The organism is Streptomyces sp. NPDC006235, from assembly GCF_040613735.1.
Lineage (GTDB): Bacteria > Actinomycetota > Actinomycetes > Streptomycetales > Streptomycetaceae > Streptomyces.
The window spans coordinates 121,067-136,176 of sequence record NZ_JBEXSR010000015.1; the positions used below are offsets into that span (position 1 = coordinate 121,067).

Below are 15,110 nucleotides of genomic sequence, written 5' to 3' on the forward strand. Positions count from 1 at the left end.
GGTTCGTACGGGGCCGCCTGATCACACGGGCAGCAGCCGCCCCACCAGCGCGCTCAGCTGCCGGGCGGTGCGGCACTCGTGCATCTCGACCAGCTCGGCGTAGGCGGGCGCGGCGGAATCGCCCGTGCCCCAGCGTGAACGCTGCTCGGGGTTCAGCCAGTAGACGCGGCGGGCCCGTTCGGCGATCCGCCGCAGGGCCGGCAGGTTCGGGTCGCTCATGTTGGTACGGGCGTCACCGAGGACGAACACGGTCGTGCGCGGGCCGACCGCGTCGCCGTAGCGCTCCGCGAACTCACCCAGGGCCATGCCGTAGTCGCTGCTGCCTTGCCAGCCCGTGAGCGTGGCCTCCGCCGCGATACGGGCACCGAGCCCTTCCGCGTCCGCGGTGCCGTGCCTCAGGAGCCCGGTCACCTCGTCGATCCGGTTGACGAAGGCGAACACCCGCACCTTGCTGAACTGGTCGTGCAGCGCCTGCACCAGCAGCATCGTGAAGTCGGAGAAGCCCGACACCGACCCCGACACATCGCACAGCAGCACCAGTTCGGGGCGGACGGGACGCCGCCTGCGCAGCACCGGCTTCATCGGCACGCCGCCCGTCGACAGCGAACCGCGCAGAGTCCGCCGCAGGTCGATCGCGCCCCGGGAGGCCCGGCGGCGTCGGGCCGCGAGCCGGGTCGCGAGCTTGCGGGCGAGCGGCTGAACCGTCCGGCGCAACTCGGCCAGCCGCGCCCTTCCGGCGAACAGGAACTCGACCTGGTCGGCGGTCGGGGCCACCGCCCGCCGGGCGATCTCGTCCCGGCCGCGCCGCTCGGCGACCCGGCGTCGCGCCTCCGCCGCCACCAGCGCGCGGAAGCCCTCGATGCGCCGCCGGATCTCGTCCTCCAGCAGCCGGTCCAGGAACCCCTCGCTCCCGCCCCGGCCGCGCACGTCGTCGCGGACCCGGGCGAGCAGCGTCTGCGGACGCAGCCGTTCCAGCGTCTGGTACGACGACCAGCCATCCGACTCCGGCCCGGAACCGTACCCGCCGAAACCGTCGACCGCCTCGACCGCCAGCCGGGACAGCAGCGCCCGGTCGTCGGCGGCGAGCGCGGCCGCCAGCCGGTCGCGCAGATCGTCCCGGCCGGCGGACTTCTCCTCCGGGCCACCGACACCGCGCGGGAAATACAGGTCGAAGACCGGGTCGAAGACCTGGCGCCCGCCGGTGCCGTGCAGCAGCGTCGCCGCGAGCCCCTCGCGCAGCAGCTCCCGGTCCGCGAGGCCGAGCGCCTCGACCGCCCGCGCCGCGTCGACCGTCTCGCCGGTGCCGATCCGCAGGCCGTGTGCGCGCAGCGCCCCGACCAGGGAGGTCAGTCGCTCCGCGACGCCCGCCGGCACCGTCACAGGGCGTCCAGGTCGAGCTTGGCGCTCGCCTTGAGCACGTCGTCCTGGTGCTTGAGGAGCACCCCGAGCGTGGCCTGCACCACCGTCTCGTCCAGGGCTTCCGCGCCGAGGGCGAGCAGGGTGCGCGCCCAATCGATGGTCTCGGCGACCGACGGCACCTTGCGCAGGTCCATCGCCCGCAGCGCGCCCACGACCCGGACGACCGAGCGGGCCAGCGCCTCGTCGAGCCCCGGCACCCTCAGCCGTACGATGCGGCGCTCCAGCTCCTCCTCGGGAAAGCCGATGTGGAGGAAGAGACAGCGGCGGCGCAGCGCCTCGGACAGTTCCCGGCTCGCGTTGGACGTGAGGACGACGAAGGGGCGGCGCGTCGCGGCGATGGTGCCCAGCTCCGGCACGGTCACCTGGAAGTCGCTGAGCACCTCCAGGAGCAGGCCCTCCACCTCGACGTCCGCCTTGTCGGTCTCGTCGATCAGCAGCACTTTCGGGTCGTCACCCCGGATGGCGGTCAGCAGCGGCCGCGTGAGCAGGAACTCCTCGCTGAAGATGTCCGTGCGCGTCTCGTCCCACGTCTCGTCGCGGCCGGCGCTGATGCGCAGGAGCTGCTTGGCGTGGTTCCACTCGTACAGCGCGCGGGACTCGTCGACCCCCTCGTAGCACTGCAGACGCACCAGGCGCGCCCCCGCCACCTCGGCGACGGCCTTGGCGAGCTCCGTCTTGCCGACGCCCGCCGGGCCCTCCACCAGCAGCGGCTTGCCGAGGCGGTCGGCGAGGAAGACGGTCGTGGCGACGGCGGGCGAGGCGAGATAGCCGGTCTCGGCCAGACGCGCGGAGACGTCGTCGACGGATGTGAACAACGGGGCCTCCAGGTCGGCGGCAGGGGCAGGGCAGACAGGGTGTCCAAGGTGTCCAAGCGCTTGCTCACCGATGATGTCACGAGGGTCCCGCGTGCAGAACCCGTATCGCGGGGTGTGCTGGGCGACACCCCGCGATACGGGACCGTACCGGCCGTGCGAGGGTCAGCCGTCGCCGCCCGGCGGCGGGGTGACCGCGGAGGGCCAGGCGAAGGCGTTGGTGTAGAGGCGCACCTTCGGGTCCTTGGCCCGGTAGTAGCCGACCGTGTCGTAGGCGGTGATGGCGAAGTCCGGCCTGCCGTCACCGTTGAAGTCCGCGACGGCGATCCGGGCCGTGGACTGGGTGCTCACCTGCTCTTCGAGGAGCGTGTTGCCCTGCGCGTCGAGCTTGAGGTACCAGACACCCTGCGCCGGCGCGGGACCCCGCATGCCGATCAGGAACTCGTCGTCCCCGTCGTTGTCGAAGTCCGCGACGACGACATGGTGTCCTGCGGCATCCAGCTTGGGCTCCGGGTGGGCGAACACCTTCAGTACGTTGCGCCGCCACGGCCTGGTGAACGGCGAGGCCGTGGTGTCGGGCCGTACGTAGGCCGTGACGGTGTTCCCGTGGAACGGCTCCAGTGTGACGATCACCGCGCAGGACCGACCGCCGATCCGCCCGACCGCGAGGTTCCCGCTGCCCTGGAAGTACCGGCCCAGCTCCGGCGACTTCTGCGGCGGCACACCCGTGCCGCGGGTGACGTGCTGCCAGGGCCCGTTCGCTCCGGGGCCGGGACCCAGCCAGTTGATTCCCTCGCCGCCGGCCAGCAGGAACGACTCCCGGTCCGGGCGCGGGGTGCCGGGGAAGCGGGCCGCCACCACGCCGTGCACCAGGTCCGGCAGCCCGTCGCCGGAGAGGTCGGCGGCGTCCAGGGCGACCGGCTTGTGGCCGCCGAAGTCCGCGATGGTCCGCTTGGTCCAGGGCGACCGGCTTGTGGCCGCCGAAGTCCGCGATGGTCCGCTTGGTCCAGGACGGGTTCTGGTACCAGACGACCTGGCCCTGGCTGAGCCCGGAGGCAACCAGGTCCGGACGTCCGTCGCCGTCGATGTCGACGGCCTGGAGGAAGTAGCCGTCACGCGGGTCGGCGTCGATGACCGACTCGGTGAACCTCGGCGTGGCGTACGTGCTCACAGCCCCAGCCCCTTCAGGTACGCACGGGCCAGCTTGGCGTAGTACAGGGGCGGGCGCGGCCCGTGCGGGTCCTGCTCGGCCTCGACGACCGGCCAGCCCTTGTACTGGTCGTCTACCTCGCCTCCGACCAGGCCTCGGCGACCACGGGCGGCGCCCTGCGCGTCGACGGCGGCTACGTGGACTCGATCCTGCCCTGACCCACGAGCACCACCTCCAGCGTGCGCGGACCGTGCACGCCCTCGACCCGGTCCAGCTCGATGTCACTGGTCGCCGACGGCCCGGAGATCCACGTCAACGGACGTGCCGGGTCGAGGCGTTCGAGCCCCTGGGGCACGGAGGACACGACTTGCTCGGGGACGCGCACCACACAGACGTGGTGGTCGGGGACGAGAGTGATCCGGCGCCGCCCCTGGTCGGGCGAGCCGTCCAGCACGATCGTCCCGGTCTCCGCGATCGCGACCGCACAGGCCGTCACCACGCTGTCGACCTGGTCGAGTTCCTGCGGCGTGCTGTCCGCCCGGTCCGCCACCCGCGTCACACCGGTCGCCGCCAGCCACCCCTCGTCCAGGCCGGGCGGCACGAGCACCGACGCCGACCCGCGCTTCTCCAGGAGCCCCGCGATCACTCCCGCCAGCCCCTCGCCGTCCGTGCGGTGCACGATCGCCCGGTAGTCCGCCAGATTCTCGGCGAGCAACTCGACGGTCTCCTCGACACTCCGATCCCCGTGCTCACGCGCGTAGTCGCGTGAGACCGCCTGCTCGTACGACGGGTCGTCCCGCGGCACGTCCGCCAGCGCGCGCCGCACCCGCCCGAGAATCCGCTCCCTGCTGTTCACCTGGCACCGTCCTTCCCGCCGCGTGTCCGCTGCCACCAGTCCCGGAACGGCTCGGCCGGCACCGGCGGCAGATCCCGGGTCCCGCTCCAGGCCCGGCCGGGCCCGGGCAGCGTACGGGGATGGAAGCGCCGGGTCCGGGAGGCGGCGCGCTGGCCGGTGCGCAGCGCGCCCGGGTGCGTGAACGCCCAGCGGGCCGCGCGCATCGCCGCCCGCTCGGCGGCATGCCCCTTCGCCGGCCGCAGCACCACCTTGTTGCCCTCCCGGGTGACCTCCCCGCCCTCGACGACCCGTTCCCGCAGATGCACCAGCACCTCGGGGATGTCGATGGCGACCGGGCACACCTCGTAGCACGCCCCGCACAGCGAGGACGCGTACGGCAGCGAGGCGTCGATCTCACTGCCCGTGCCCCGCAGCTGGGGGCTGAGGATGGCGCCGATCGGCCCCGGGTACACCGAGCCGTAGGCGTGGCCGCCGGCCCGTTCGTACACCGGGCACACGTTGAGACACGCCGAGCAGCGGATGCAGCGCAGCGCCTGCCGGCCGACCTCGTCGGCGAGGGTGTCGGTGCGGCCGTTGTCCAGCAGCACCAGGTGGAAGGTGCTCGGCCCGTCCCCGTCGGTCGTCCCGGTCCACGTCGACGTGTACGGGTTCATGCGCTCCGCCGTCGAGGAGCGGGGGAGGGTCTGGAGGAACACCTCCAGGTCCCGCCACGTCGGCACGATCTTCTCGATGCCGACCACCGAGATCAGCGTCTCGGGCAGCGTCAGGCACATCCGGCCGTTGCCCTCCGACTCCACGACCACCAGCGTGCCCGTCTCGGCGACCATGAAGTTGGCCCCGGAGATGCCGACCTTGGCGCGCAGGAACTTCTCCCGCAGGTGCAGCCGGGCCGCCTCGGCGAGTTCGGCGGGCGTGTCGGTGAGCCCCTCGGGGGCCGGGCGGCCCCACTCGCTCATCTCCCGGGAGAAGATGTCGCGGATCTCGCCGCGGTTGCGGTGGATGGCCGGGACGAGGATGTGCGAGGGGCGGTCCTTGCCCAACTGCACGATCAGCTCGGCGAGATCCGTCTCGTAGGCGCGGATGCCCTCGGCCTCCAGCGCTTCGTTGAGCCCGATCTCCTGCGTGGCCATCGACTTGACCTTGACGACCTCCGACTCGCCGGTCATCTTCACGAGCTGGGTGACGATCTCGTTGGCCTCGGCCGCGTCGGCGGCCCAGTGGACGATGCCGCCGGCCGCGGTCACCGCCTCCTCCAACTGCTCCAGGTAGCGGTCGAGATGGCGCAGTGTGTGGTCCTTGATCCGCTTGCCCGCCTCGCGCAGTTCGGCCCAGTCGGACACCTCCGTCACGGCCTTGGCCCGCTTGGCGCGGATGGTGTGCGTGGCGTGCCGCAGGTTGCCGCGCAGGGTCTGGTTGCCCACGGCCTCCCGCGCGGCCTCCGGAAACGCCGGCATCCCGAGATACGTCCCGCTCATACGGCCGGTTCCTCCTCCGTGCTCGCCAGGATCTCCGCGATGTGCACCGGGCGCATGCCGGTCCGCAGCCGGGCCATCGTCCCGCCGATGTGCATCAGGCAGGAGTTGTCGGCCGCGCACAGCACCTCGGCGCCCGTCGACTCGGCGTTGCGCACCTTGTCGGCGCCCATGGCCGCCGAGACGTCGGCGTTCTTCACGGCGAAGGTGCCGCCGAACCCGCAGCACTCCTCGGCCCCCGGCAGTTCGACCAGCTCCAGCCCTTTCACGGCCTGGAGCAGCCGCCGCGGCCGCTCACCGAGCCCGAGTCCCCGCAGCCCGTGACAGGTCGGGTGGTAGGTCACCTTGTGCGGGTAGTACGCCCCGACATCCGTCACGCCCAGCACGTCCACGAGGAACTCGGTGAGCTCGTACGTCTTCGGCACCACCGGCGCCAGCGTGGCCGCGAGGGTGTCCCCGCGCCCCTCCGCCCGGGCCCGGTCGCCCATCCGCGGGTACAGCTCCCGCACCATCGCCCCGCACGAGCCGGACGGCGTCACGATCGCCTCGTACTCGCCGAAGACATCGGAGAAGTGCCGGGCGAGCGGTTCGGCCTCGTGACGGTATCCGGTGTTGTAGTGCGCCTGGCCGCAGCACGTCTGCGCCATCGGGAAGTCGACGTCGACGCCCAGTCTGGTCAGCAGTTTCACCACGGCGCGCCCGGTGTCCGGATACAGCGTGTCGTTGACGCAGGTCAGGAACAGGGCGACACGCATCGCGGCTCCTAGTGGTCGGTCATCGGATGAGTTGCAGCGTAGTGGGGGAACGGGGCCCGGGGGAGACCCCGTCAGTCCCCGGCGAGCCGGTCCTGCGCGGCGCGCCACCGCTCGGTCCCGCCGCGCGGCTCGTACCGCGTGAGCGGCTGGGTGCGGACGAGCAGCCGCCGCATCCCCGCCAGGTCACCGGCCAGCCCGTGGGCCCGCGCCTGCACGAGCACGTTCCCCAGGGCGGCCGCCTCGGTCGGCCCCGCCACCACCGGCAGCCCGCAGGCGTCGGCGGTCAGCTGGCACAGCAGCGCGTTGCGCGTCCCGCCGCCCACCACGTGCACGACGTCGACCGGATGCCCGGCGAGCCGCTGCGCGTCCTGGACGGCCTTGCGGTGGGCCAGGGCGAGGGAGTCGAGGATGCAGCGCGTCACCTCGGCCGGCGACCCGGGCACGGGCTGCCCCGAGGCCTGGCACGCCTCGGCGATCCGCTCCGGCATCCGCCCCGGCGCGAGAAACGCCGCGTCGCCCGCGTCCACCACGGACCGCAGCGCCTCCACCTTGGACGCCTCCAGCAGCAGCGCGCCCAGGTCCGGCTCGCCCCAGGCCCGCACACACTCCTGGAGCAGCCACAGCCCCATGATGTTGCGCAGGTACCGGACCGTGCCGTCCAGCCCCAGCTCGTTGGTGAAGTTGGCCGCCCGGCTCTCCTCGGTCAGCACCGGCGCGTCCAGCTCCAGTCCGGCCAGGGACCAGGTGCCGGTGCAGATGTACGCGAACCGCTCTTGCCCGGCGGGTACGGCGGCCACGGCCGACGCGGTGTCGTGCGACCCGACCGCCGTCACGGGCACGGGACCGGTCAGCCCGGTCTCCTCCAGCACCGTCTCCCGCAGCACACCCGCCGGATCACCGGGCTGCCGCAGTGGCGCGAACAGGCCCAGGTCGATGCCCAGCCGCGAGGCGATGTCGTACGCCCAGTCGCGGGTCCGGGGATCGATCAGCTGGGTCGTCGAGGCATTGGTGAGCTCGGTGCCCTGCTCGCCGGTGAGCCAGTACGTCAGGAGGTCGGGGATGAGCAGCAGCCGCCGGGCGGAGGACAGCTGGGCCGAGGACCGGGCGGCCGTCAGCTGGTACAGGGTGTTGAAAGGCGCGTACTGCAACCCGGTCGCCGCGTACAGCTCCTCCGCCGGGACGGTCGCCCACACCTTCTCCGCGACCCCCTCCGTCCGGGAGTCCCGGTAGTGCACGGGATTGCCGAGCAGCGCCCCGTCCGCGTCGAGCAGTCCGTAGTCCACGGCCCAGCTGTCGATCCCGACGGAGTCGACCTGCCCGGCCGCCTTCAGCCCCTCCAGCACTCCCGCGTACAAGCCGAGCACATCCCAGCGCAGACCCTCGGGCACACGCACGGGCCGGTTCGGGAAGCGGTGCGCCTCGGTCAGCTCCAGGCTGTCGGGCCCGACGCGGCCGACCATGACGCGCCCGCTGGACGCGCCGAGGTCGACCGCGGCGTACGACTTCACGGCCGCGCTCACCGCAGGAAGGCGGCCGCGACGCCGGCGTCGACCGGGACGTGCAGCCCGGTGGTGTGGGTGAGGTCGCCGCCGGTGAGGGCGAAGACCGCGTTCGCGACGTGCTCGGGCAGCACCTCACGCTTGAGGATGGTCCGCTGGGCGTAGAACTCGCCGAGCTTCTCCTCCTCGACCCCGTACACGGCGGCTCGCTTGGCGCCCCACCCGCCGGCGAAGATCCCGGAGCCCCGTACGACACCGTCGGGGTTGACGCCGTTGACCCGGATGCCGTGCTCGCCCAGCTCGGCGGCGAGCAGCCGCACCTGGTGGGCCTGGTCGGCCTTGGTGGCCGAGTAGGCGATGTTGTTGGGCCCGGCGAACACGGCGTTCTTCGAGGCGATGTAGACGATGTCGCCCCCCAGCTCCTGCGCGATCATCACCCGGGCCGCTTCCCGCGACACGAGGAAGGAGCCGCGGGCCATGATGTCGTGCTGGAGGTCCCAGTCCTTGGCCGACGTCTCCAGCAGCGGCTTGGAGATCGAGATACCGGCGTTGTTGACGACCAGATCGACACCGCCGAACGCCAGCACGGCCGCCTTGAACGCCTCGGCGATCTGCTCCTCGGACGTCACGTCCACGGTCACGGCGACGGCCTTGTCCGGACCGCCCAGCTCCTCGGCGACCGCGGCCGCGTTCTCCCCGTTCAGATCGGCCACGACCACACAGGCGCCCTCGGCGGCCAGCCGGTGCGCGATCGCCTTCCCGATGCCGCTGCCTGCACCCGTGACCAGAGCGACCCGCGTCGCGAGCGCCTTGGGCTTCGGCATCCGCTGGAGCTTGGCCTCCTCCAGCGCCCAGTACTCGATACGGAACTTCTCCGACTCCTCGATGGGCGCGTACGTGGACACGGCCTCCGCCCCGCGCATCACATTGATGGCGTTGACGTAGAACTCGCCGGCCACCCGGGCGGTCTGCTTGTCCTTGCCGTAGCTGAACATGCCCACGCCCGGGACCAGCACGATGGCCGGGTCGGCGCCGCGCATGGCGGGGGAGTCGGGCTCGGCGTGCCGCTGGTAGTAGGCGGCGTACTCCTCGCGGTACTCCGCGTGCAGCTCCTTCAGCCGGGCGATCGCCTCGTCGAGTGGAGCCGTGGGCGGCAGGTCGAGGACCAGCGGCCGCACCTTGGTCCGCAGGAAGTGGTCCGGGCAGGAAGTGCCCAGCGCGGCCAGCCGCGGATGCTCGGCGCTCGCCAGGAAGTCGAGGACCACCTCGGAGTCGTCGAAGTGCCCGACCTGAGGCCGGTCCTGGGACGCGAGGGCGCGGACGTACGGCGCGAGCGCGGCGGCCCGCTCCCGTCGCTCTCCGGCACTCAGCGCGGCGTACCCCTCGATCACCGGCCCGAAGGGCTCGTCCTTGCCGCGCTCGGCGAGGAACTTCTCCGCGGTCCGGATGATGTGCAGCGAGTTCCGCTCGCACTCCTCGGACGTGTCACCCCAGGCCGTGATCCCGTGCCCGCCCAGAACGCACCCGATGGCCTGCGGATTGGCCTCCTTCACGGCCGCGATGTCCAGCCCCAGCTGGAACCCGGGCCGCCGCCACGGCACCCACACGACACTGTCCCCGAAACACTCGGCGGTCAGCTTCTCCCCGTCGGCGGCACACGCCAGCGCGATACCGGAGTCCGGGTGGAGGTGATCGACGTGGGCGGCCTCGACGAGCCCGTGCATGGCGGTGTCGATGGACGGCGCCGCACCGCCCTTCCCGTGCAGGCAGTAGTCGAACGCGGCGACCATCTCGTCCTCGCGTTCCACCCCCGGATAGACATCGACGAGCGCCCGCATCCGGTCCAGCCGGAGCACGGCGAGTCCCGCCTCGGTGAGCGTGCCGAGGTCACCGCCGGACCCCTTCACCCACATCAGCTCGACATCACCACCGGTGACGGGGTCGGTCTCGGTGCCTTTGGCGGAGGCGTTGCCTCCCGCGTAGTTGGTGTTACGGGGATCGGAGCCGAGCCGGTGGGAACGAGCCAGGAGAGCGGCGGCTTCGGGGTGCGGTGTCATGGATACCGGTTCCTTTCAACGGAGGGTGGGTTCTTCAGGGGCGCGGGGCTGTGTCGATCAGCGGCTCCGCCGCGGGGCGCGACCAGCCACACTCGGCCCGCCCCCCGCAGACAACAGATCTCGGCAGACGCTTACGCACCCCACCCCGCCTGCTCCCCACCAACCCGCTCATCAACGATCTTCTCCGCCCACCCGGAACGGCGATACGCGGCGATCGGATCCGGGTCGAGACCCATTTCCCCCCGCACCTCGGCCAGAAGAGGCCGGACATCGGTGTTGTACGCGTCCATCACCACGGCATTCGCCCCGAGCACGTCCCCCGACCTCTGCGCCTCACCCAGCGCCTCCCGGTCGACGAGCAGCGCCTTCGCCGTCGCCTCCTGCACATTCATCACCGACCGGATGATCGCCGGGATCTTCGCCTCGATGTTGTGGCACTGGTCGAGCATGAACGCCACCTCGGGCGAGAACCCCCCGCCCCGGATCACCTCGTACATGATCCGGAACAGCTGGAAGGGGTCCGCCGCGCCCACCATCAGGTCGTCATCCGCGTAGAACCGCGAGTTGAAGTCGAACCCCCCGAGCTTCCCCTCCCGCAGCAGCGTCGCCACGATGAACTCGATATTGGTCCCCGGCGCGTGATGCCCCGTGTCGACGACGACCTGCGCCTTCGGCCCGAGCTTCAGGCAGTGGGCGTACGCCGTGCCCCAGTCCGGCACATCCGTCGAGTAGAAGGCCGGCTCGAAGAACTTGTACTCCAGCAGCATCCGCTGCCCGTCGCCCAGCCGCTCGTAGACCTCCGCGAGCCCCTCGGCGAGCCGGTCCTGCCGGGCCCGGATGTCGTCCTGCCCGGGATAGTTCGTCCCGTCGGCGAACCACAGCTTCAGGTCCGTCGAACCCGTCGCATCCATGATGTCGACACACTCCAGCAGGTGGTCGACGGCCTTGCGGCGCACGGAAGCCTCCGGGTGGCAGATGCTTCCGAGCTTGTAGTCGTCGTCCTGGAACGTGTTGGAGTTGATCGCCCCCAACCTCACGCCCCGCTGCTCCGCGTGCTTCGCCAGCGCCGCGTAGTCGTCGACCTTGTCCCACGGAATGTGCAGGGCAACCGTCGGGGCGACCCCCGTGAACTCGTGCACCTTCGCCGCGTCGTCCAGTTTCTCGTACGGATTGCGCGGCACACCCGCTTGCGCGAACACCTTGAAGCGCGTGCCCGAGTTCCCGTACGCCCACGACGGCGTCTCGACTGCCTGGGTCTTGAGAGCGGCCTTCACCGCGGCGAGCTCGGTCACGTCAGGGCTCCTGAGGCATCGGGTCGTAACGACCACCGAATGAAACGATTCAGAACGCGAAGTTATGGGCCCCCCGAAGGGGTGTCAACCCCTCCGGTCGACACGGTTACTCGTGACCAGGGCGTGACCTTCTGTCCTCGAAACATTTTCGACCGGAACCCATTGACGTGACATGCGCGACCCGCCTAACGTCCCGGCAACCCAGTTGAAACCTTTCACGACGCCCGCGACGCCGAGAGGCTGTCCCGCCGGCGTCGTCGAGGAGCCCCCATGACCCACCCGTCCACCACGGGTCCGGCCCCGGTTCTGGCACTGAAGGACGTCTCCAAGTCCTTCGGTGCGGTCCGCGCACTGCGGGACGTCTCCCTGGAGCTGTTCCCCGGGGAGGTGCACGCGCTCGCCGGTGAGAACGGTGCCGGCAAGTCCACCCTCATCAAGGCACTCGCCGGAGTGCACCGGCCGGACGCCGGCCAGGTGCTGCTCGACGGTGCGCCCGTCACCTTCCACGGCCCCGGTGACGCCCGCGACGCCGGCATCGCCGTGATCTACCAGGAGCCCACGCTCTTCCCCGACCTGTCGATCGCCGAGAACATCTACATGGGCCGCCAGCCCCGGCGCGCCCTCGGCCGGATCGACCACAAGGCCACCCACAACGCGACCGCCGCCCTCATGGAGCGCCTCGGAGTCGAACTCGACCCCGACCGGCCCGCCCGCGGCCTGTCCATCGCCGACCAGCAGATCGTCGAGATCGCCAAGGCCCTCTCCTTCGACGCCCGCGTCCTGATCATGGACGAGCCGACCGCCGCGCTCACCGGCAGCGAGGTCGCCCGCCTCTTCGGCGTCGTACGCACCCTGCGCGACCAGGGCGCCGCCGTGCTGTTCATCTCCCACCGCCTGGAGGAGATCTTCGAGATCTGCCAGCGGGTCACCACCCTGCGCGACGGCGCCCTGGTCGGCAGTGAGCCACTGGAGGGCATGACCGAGGACGACCTGGTGCGCCGCATGGTCGGCCGCGACCTCGACGAGCTCTACCCCAAGCAGGACGTGCAGCCGGGCGAGGTCGCCCTGAGCGTGCGCCGCCTGACCCGCGAGGGCGTGTTCACCGACGTCTCCTTCGAGGTACGGCACGGCGAGATCGTCGGCCTCGCCGGACTCGTCGGCGCCGGGCGTACGGAGGTCGCCCGGGCCGTGTTCGGCATCGACCGCTGGGACGCCGGCGAGGTCACCGTCGACGGCAAGGCCCTGGTCAACGGCGCCCCGTCCACCGCGATGTCCGCCGGACTGGCCCTGGTCCCCGAGGACCGGCGCGCCCAGGGCCTGGTGATGGACATGTCGATCGAGCGCAACATCGGGCTCACCGGACTGCGCACGACGGTGAAGGCGGGTCTGATGGACCGCGGCGCCGAGCGCAGCCGCTCCCTCGACTGGGCCGTCAAGCTCCAGGTCAAGTACGCCCGGATCGCCGACACCGTCAACACCCTGTCCGGCGGCAACCAGCAGAAGGTCGTGCTCGCCAAGTGGCTCGCCACCGGCCCCAGGGTGCTGATCGTCGACGAGCCGACCCGCGGCATCGACGTCGGCACCAAGGCCGAGGTGCACCGGCTGCTGTCCCAGCTGGCCGCCGACGGCGTCGCCGTCCTGATGATCTCCTCCGACCTGCCCGAGATCCTCGGCATGGCCGACCGCGTGCTGGTCATGCACGAGGGACGGCTCACCGCCGAGATCCCACGCTCCGACGCCACCGAGGAAACCGTGATGGCCGCAGCCACCGGGAGGGCCGCCGCATGACGGTCGTCACTCCCCAAGAGGCCCCCGTGGCCGACGTGCCCAAGTCGAGCGGCACCCGGCTGGTCGACCGCGTCTTCAAGATGCGCGAACTCGCCATCCTGGTCGTCTTCCTGGTGATGATCGCCGTCACCCAGGCCGGCAACAGCCAGTTCCTGTCCGAACAGGGCATCAAGGACCTGCTGCTGAACGCGACGATCCTCGTGCTGGTCGCCACCGGCCAGTCCCTCGTCGTCATCACCCGCAACGTCGACCTGTCCGTCGGGTCCACGCTCGGCATCAGCGCCTTCGCCGCCGGAACGTATCTCCAGGGCGGCGGCAACCCGGTCGTGGCGATCGCACTGGCGGTCCTGCTCGGCATCGGCTTCGGACTGCTCAACGGCCTGCTCGTCAGTCTCGGCCAGGTGCCCGCGCTCGTCGTCACCCTCGGCACGCTCTACATCATCCGCGGCATCGACTCCATCTGGGTCGGCTCCAGCCAGATCACCGCGGCCGATCTGCCCGGCGGTTTCGTCGACTTCGGCTCCGGCGGCATCTCGGCGGTGCCGTACCTGGCGCTGATCGCGCTGGCGGTCCTCATCGCCACCGCCTACTACCTCAAGCACTTCGCCAGCGGCCGCGAGCTGTACGCGCTGGGTTCCAACCCCGAGGCCGCCCGCCTCGCCGGCATCCCCGTGCGCAAGCGGATCCTCGCCGCGTACACCTTCTGCGGCGCCCTCGCCGGACTCGCCGGCGCCATGTACCTCGCGCGGTTCGGCAACGTCGACTCCGGCACCGGCACCGGCTACGAACTGACCGTCGTCAGCGCGGTCGTGGTCGGCGGTGTCGTCTTCACCGGCGGCTCCGGCAGCGTCTACGGCGCGGCCCTCGGCGCGCTGCTGCTGACGTCCATCAACAGTGTGCTGCCCGCCCTCGGCGTCAGCTCCGTCTGGGTGCTCGCCATCAACGGCATCCTGCTCATCCTCGCCATCGCGGTCGACCGGATCGTCGCGCTGCGCGTGGCCTCCGCCCTGAAGAAGAGGAACGCCCGCCATGGCTGACATCTCCCTGAGCCGAGCGGTCCGCTGGGACACGGTGGTCGGCGCCCTGCTGATCGTGGTCCTGCTGTTCTCCTTCGGCTTCGTCGACGGGTTCGGCAACGCGCTCAACCTGTCGTTCCTGATCGGCAACACGCTGCCGATCGCGCTGATCGCGTTGCCGATGACCCTGCTGGTCGTCTCCGGGGAGATCGACCTGTCGGTGGCGTCCACGGCGGGTCTGTCCGGTGCGGTGATGGGCGCCCTGTGGAACCAGGGCATGGCCATCGAGACGATCATCCCGATCTGCCTGCTGCTGGGCGTCGTGTGCGGGCTGATCAACGGCCTGCTGGTGACGCGGCTGGGGCTGCCCTCGCTGGCCGTCACGATCGGCACGCTGGCCGCGTACCGGGGTGTCGCGCAGATCGTGCTCGGGTCGGACGCGGTGACCGACTTCCCGACGCAGTACCTGGACTTCGCGGCCGGGCGCATCGGGGACACCTTCATCCCGTACGCCTTCCTGCCGTTCCTCGTCCTGCTCGCCATCGCTGTGGTCGCACTGCACGCCACGCCGTTCGGGCGGTCGCTGTTCGCGATCGGGGCGAGTGAGGAGGCGGCGCGGTTCGCCGGCATCCGGGTCAAGCGGCAGAAGCTGCTGCTGTTCACGGTGACCGGGTTGATGGCCTCGCTCACCGGCATCTTCTGGGCGCTGCACTACGCGAGTGCGCGGTACGACAACGCGACGGGGCTCGAACTGTCGGTTGTGGCCGCGGTGTTGCTCGGCGGTATCGACTTCGACGGTGGCAAGGGCACGTTGGGCGGCGCCATCGCCGGGGTGTTCCTGCTGGGGGCGCTGCAGAACGTCATGAGCCTCCAGGACGTTTCCGCGCAGTCACAGATCGTCGTGACCGGTGTGTTGCTGGTGCTTTCCGTGCTCGGGCCTCGGGTGGCTCGGCAGATCGCCGTTGTGCGTGCTCAATCTTCCGGCTGACCGTCT

12 protein-coding genes and 1 pseudogene are annotated in these 15,110 nt (G+C 71.2%); 4 read left to right on the plus strand and 9 right to left on the minus strand.

Annotated elements, in window-relative coordinates; translation table 11 throughout:
* Positions 1–21: 21 nt before the first annotated feature.
* The 3 genes from ABZ192_RS19785 to ABZ192_RS19795 all read right to left on the minus strand — a co-directional run bounded on the left by ABZ192_RS19785 (position 22) and on the right by ABZ192_RS19795 (position 3,092).
* A complete protein-coding gene (locus ABZ192_RS19785; RefSeq protein ID WP_356925742.1) occupies positions 22–1,380 on the minus strand; it encodes a VWA domain-containing protein in 1,359 nt (452 codons plus the stop codon).
* A complete protein-coding gene (locus ABZ192_RS19790; RefSeq protein WP_356925743.1) occupies positions 1,377–2,234 on the minus strand; it encodes a MoxR family ATPase in 858 nt (285 codons plus the stop codon). Before ABZ192_RS19790 ends, ABZ192_RS19785 begins: the two co-directional genes overlap by 4 nt.
* A 162-nt stretch (positions 2,235–2,396) precedes the next feature.
* Complete coding sequence (locus ABZ192_RS19795; protein ID WP_356925744.1) at positions 2,397–3,092, minus strand: VCBS repeat-containing protein; 696 nt, start codon at positions 3,090–3,092, stop codon at positions 2,397–2,399.
* A gap of 414 nt (positions 3,093–3,506) precedes the next feature.
* On the opposite strand from ABZ192_RS19795, the pseudogene ABZ192_RS19800 reads away from it, so the two are divergent.
* Positions 3,507–3,599: pseudogene (locus ABZ192_RS19800) on the plus strand (oxidoreductase); the annotation flags it as partial.
* Here the strand turns inward: ABZ192_RS19800 and ABZ192_RS19805 are convergent.
* The 6 genes from ABZ192_RS19805 to rhaI all read right to left on the minus strand — a co-directional run bounded on the left by ABZ192_RS19805 (position 3,575) and on the right by rhaI (position 11,312).
* Complete coding sequence (locus ABZ192_RS19805; RefSeq protein WP_356925745.1) at positions 3,575–4,237, minus strand: lactate utilization protein C; 663 nt, start codon at positions 4,235–4,237, stop codon at positions 3,575–3,577. The pseudogene ABZ192_RS19800 and the gene ABZ192_RS19805 sit on opposite strands and share 25 nt — an antisense overlap.
* Positions 4,234–5,712: a LutB/LldF family L-lactate oxidation iron-sulfur protein gene (locus tag ABZ192_RS19810; RefSeq protein ID WP_356925746.1), complete on the minus strand. Its 1,479-nt coding sequence runs from the start codon at positions 5,710–5,712 to the stop codon at positions 4,234–4,236. Before ABZ192_RS19810 ends, ABZ192_RS19805 begins: the two co-directional genes overlap by 4 nt.
* Positions 5,709–6,464, minus strand: coding sequence for a (Fe-S)-binding protein (locus tag ABZ192_RS19815; protein WP_356925747.1), 756 nt, complete (start codon positions 6,462–6,464; stop codon positions 5,709–5,711). The genes ABZ192_RS19810 and ABZ192_RS19815 overlap by 4 nt, the downstream gene beginning before the upstream one ends.
* Before the next feature lie 71 nt (positions 6,465–6,535).
* Complete coding sequence (locus tag ABZ192_RS19820) at positions 6,536–7,984, minus strand: rhamnulokinase family protein (protein WP_356925748.1); 1,449 nt, start codon at positions 7,982–7,984, stop codon at positions 6,536–6,538.
* Complete coding sequence (locus ABZ192_RS19825) at positions 7,981–10,020, minus strand: bifunctional aldolase/short-chain dehydrogenase (protein ID WP_356925749.1); 2,040 nt, start codon at positions 10,018–10,020, stop codon at positions 7,981–7,983. Before ABZ192_RS19825 ends, ABZ192_RS19820 begins: the two co-directional genes overlap by 4 nt.
* 131 nt (positions 10,021–10,151) lie before the next feature.
* Positions 10,152–11,312, minus strand: coding sequence for an L-rhamnose isomerase (gene rhaI / locus ABZ192_RS19830; RefSeq protein ID WP_356925750.1), 1,161 nt, complete (start codon positions 11,310–11,312; stop codon positions 10,152–10,154).
* 270 nt (positions 11,313–11,582) lie between these two features.
* Between rhaI and ABZ192_RS19835 the strand changes: the two genes are divergently transcribed.
* Genes ABZ192_RS19835 through ABZ192_RS19845 form a run of 3 tightly spaced genes read left to right on the plus strand, consistent with a single transcriptional unit; the run spans position 11,583 to position 15,104 of the window.
* Positions 11,583–13,100, plus strand: a complete 1,518-nt coding sequence (locus tag ABZ192_RS19835) for a sugar ABC transporter ATP-binding protein (protein WP_356925751.1) — start codon at positions 11,583–11,585, stop codon at positions 13,098–13,100.
* Complete coding sequence (locus ABZ192_RS19840; RefSeq protein ID WP_356925752.1) at positions 13,097–14,137, plus strand: ABC transporter permease; 1,041 nt, start codon at positions 13,097–13,099, stop codon at positions 14,135–14,137. Before ABZ192_RS19835 ends, ABZ192_RS19840 begins: the two co-directional genes overlap by 4 nt.
* Complete coding sequence (locus ABZ192_RS19845; RefSeq protein WP_356925753.1) at positions 14,130–15,104, plus strand: ABC transporter permease; 975 nt, start codon at positions 14,130–14,132, stop codon at positions 15,102–15,104. Before ABZ192_RS19840 ends, ABZ192_RS19845 begins: the two co-directional genes overlap by 8 nt.
* Positions 15,105–15,110: the final 6 nt, after the last annotated feature.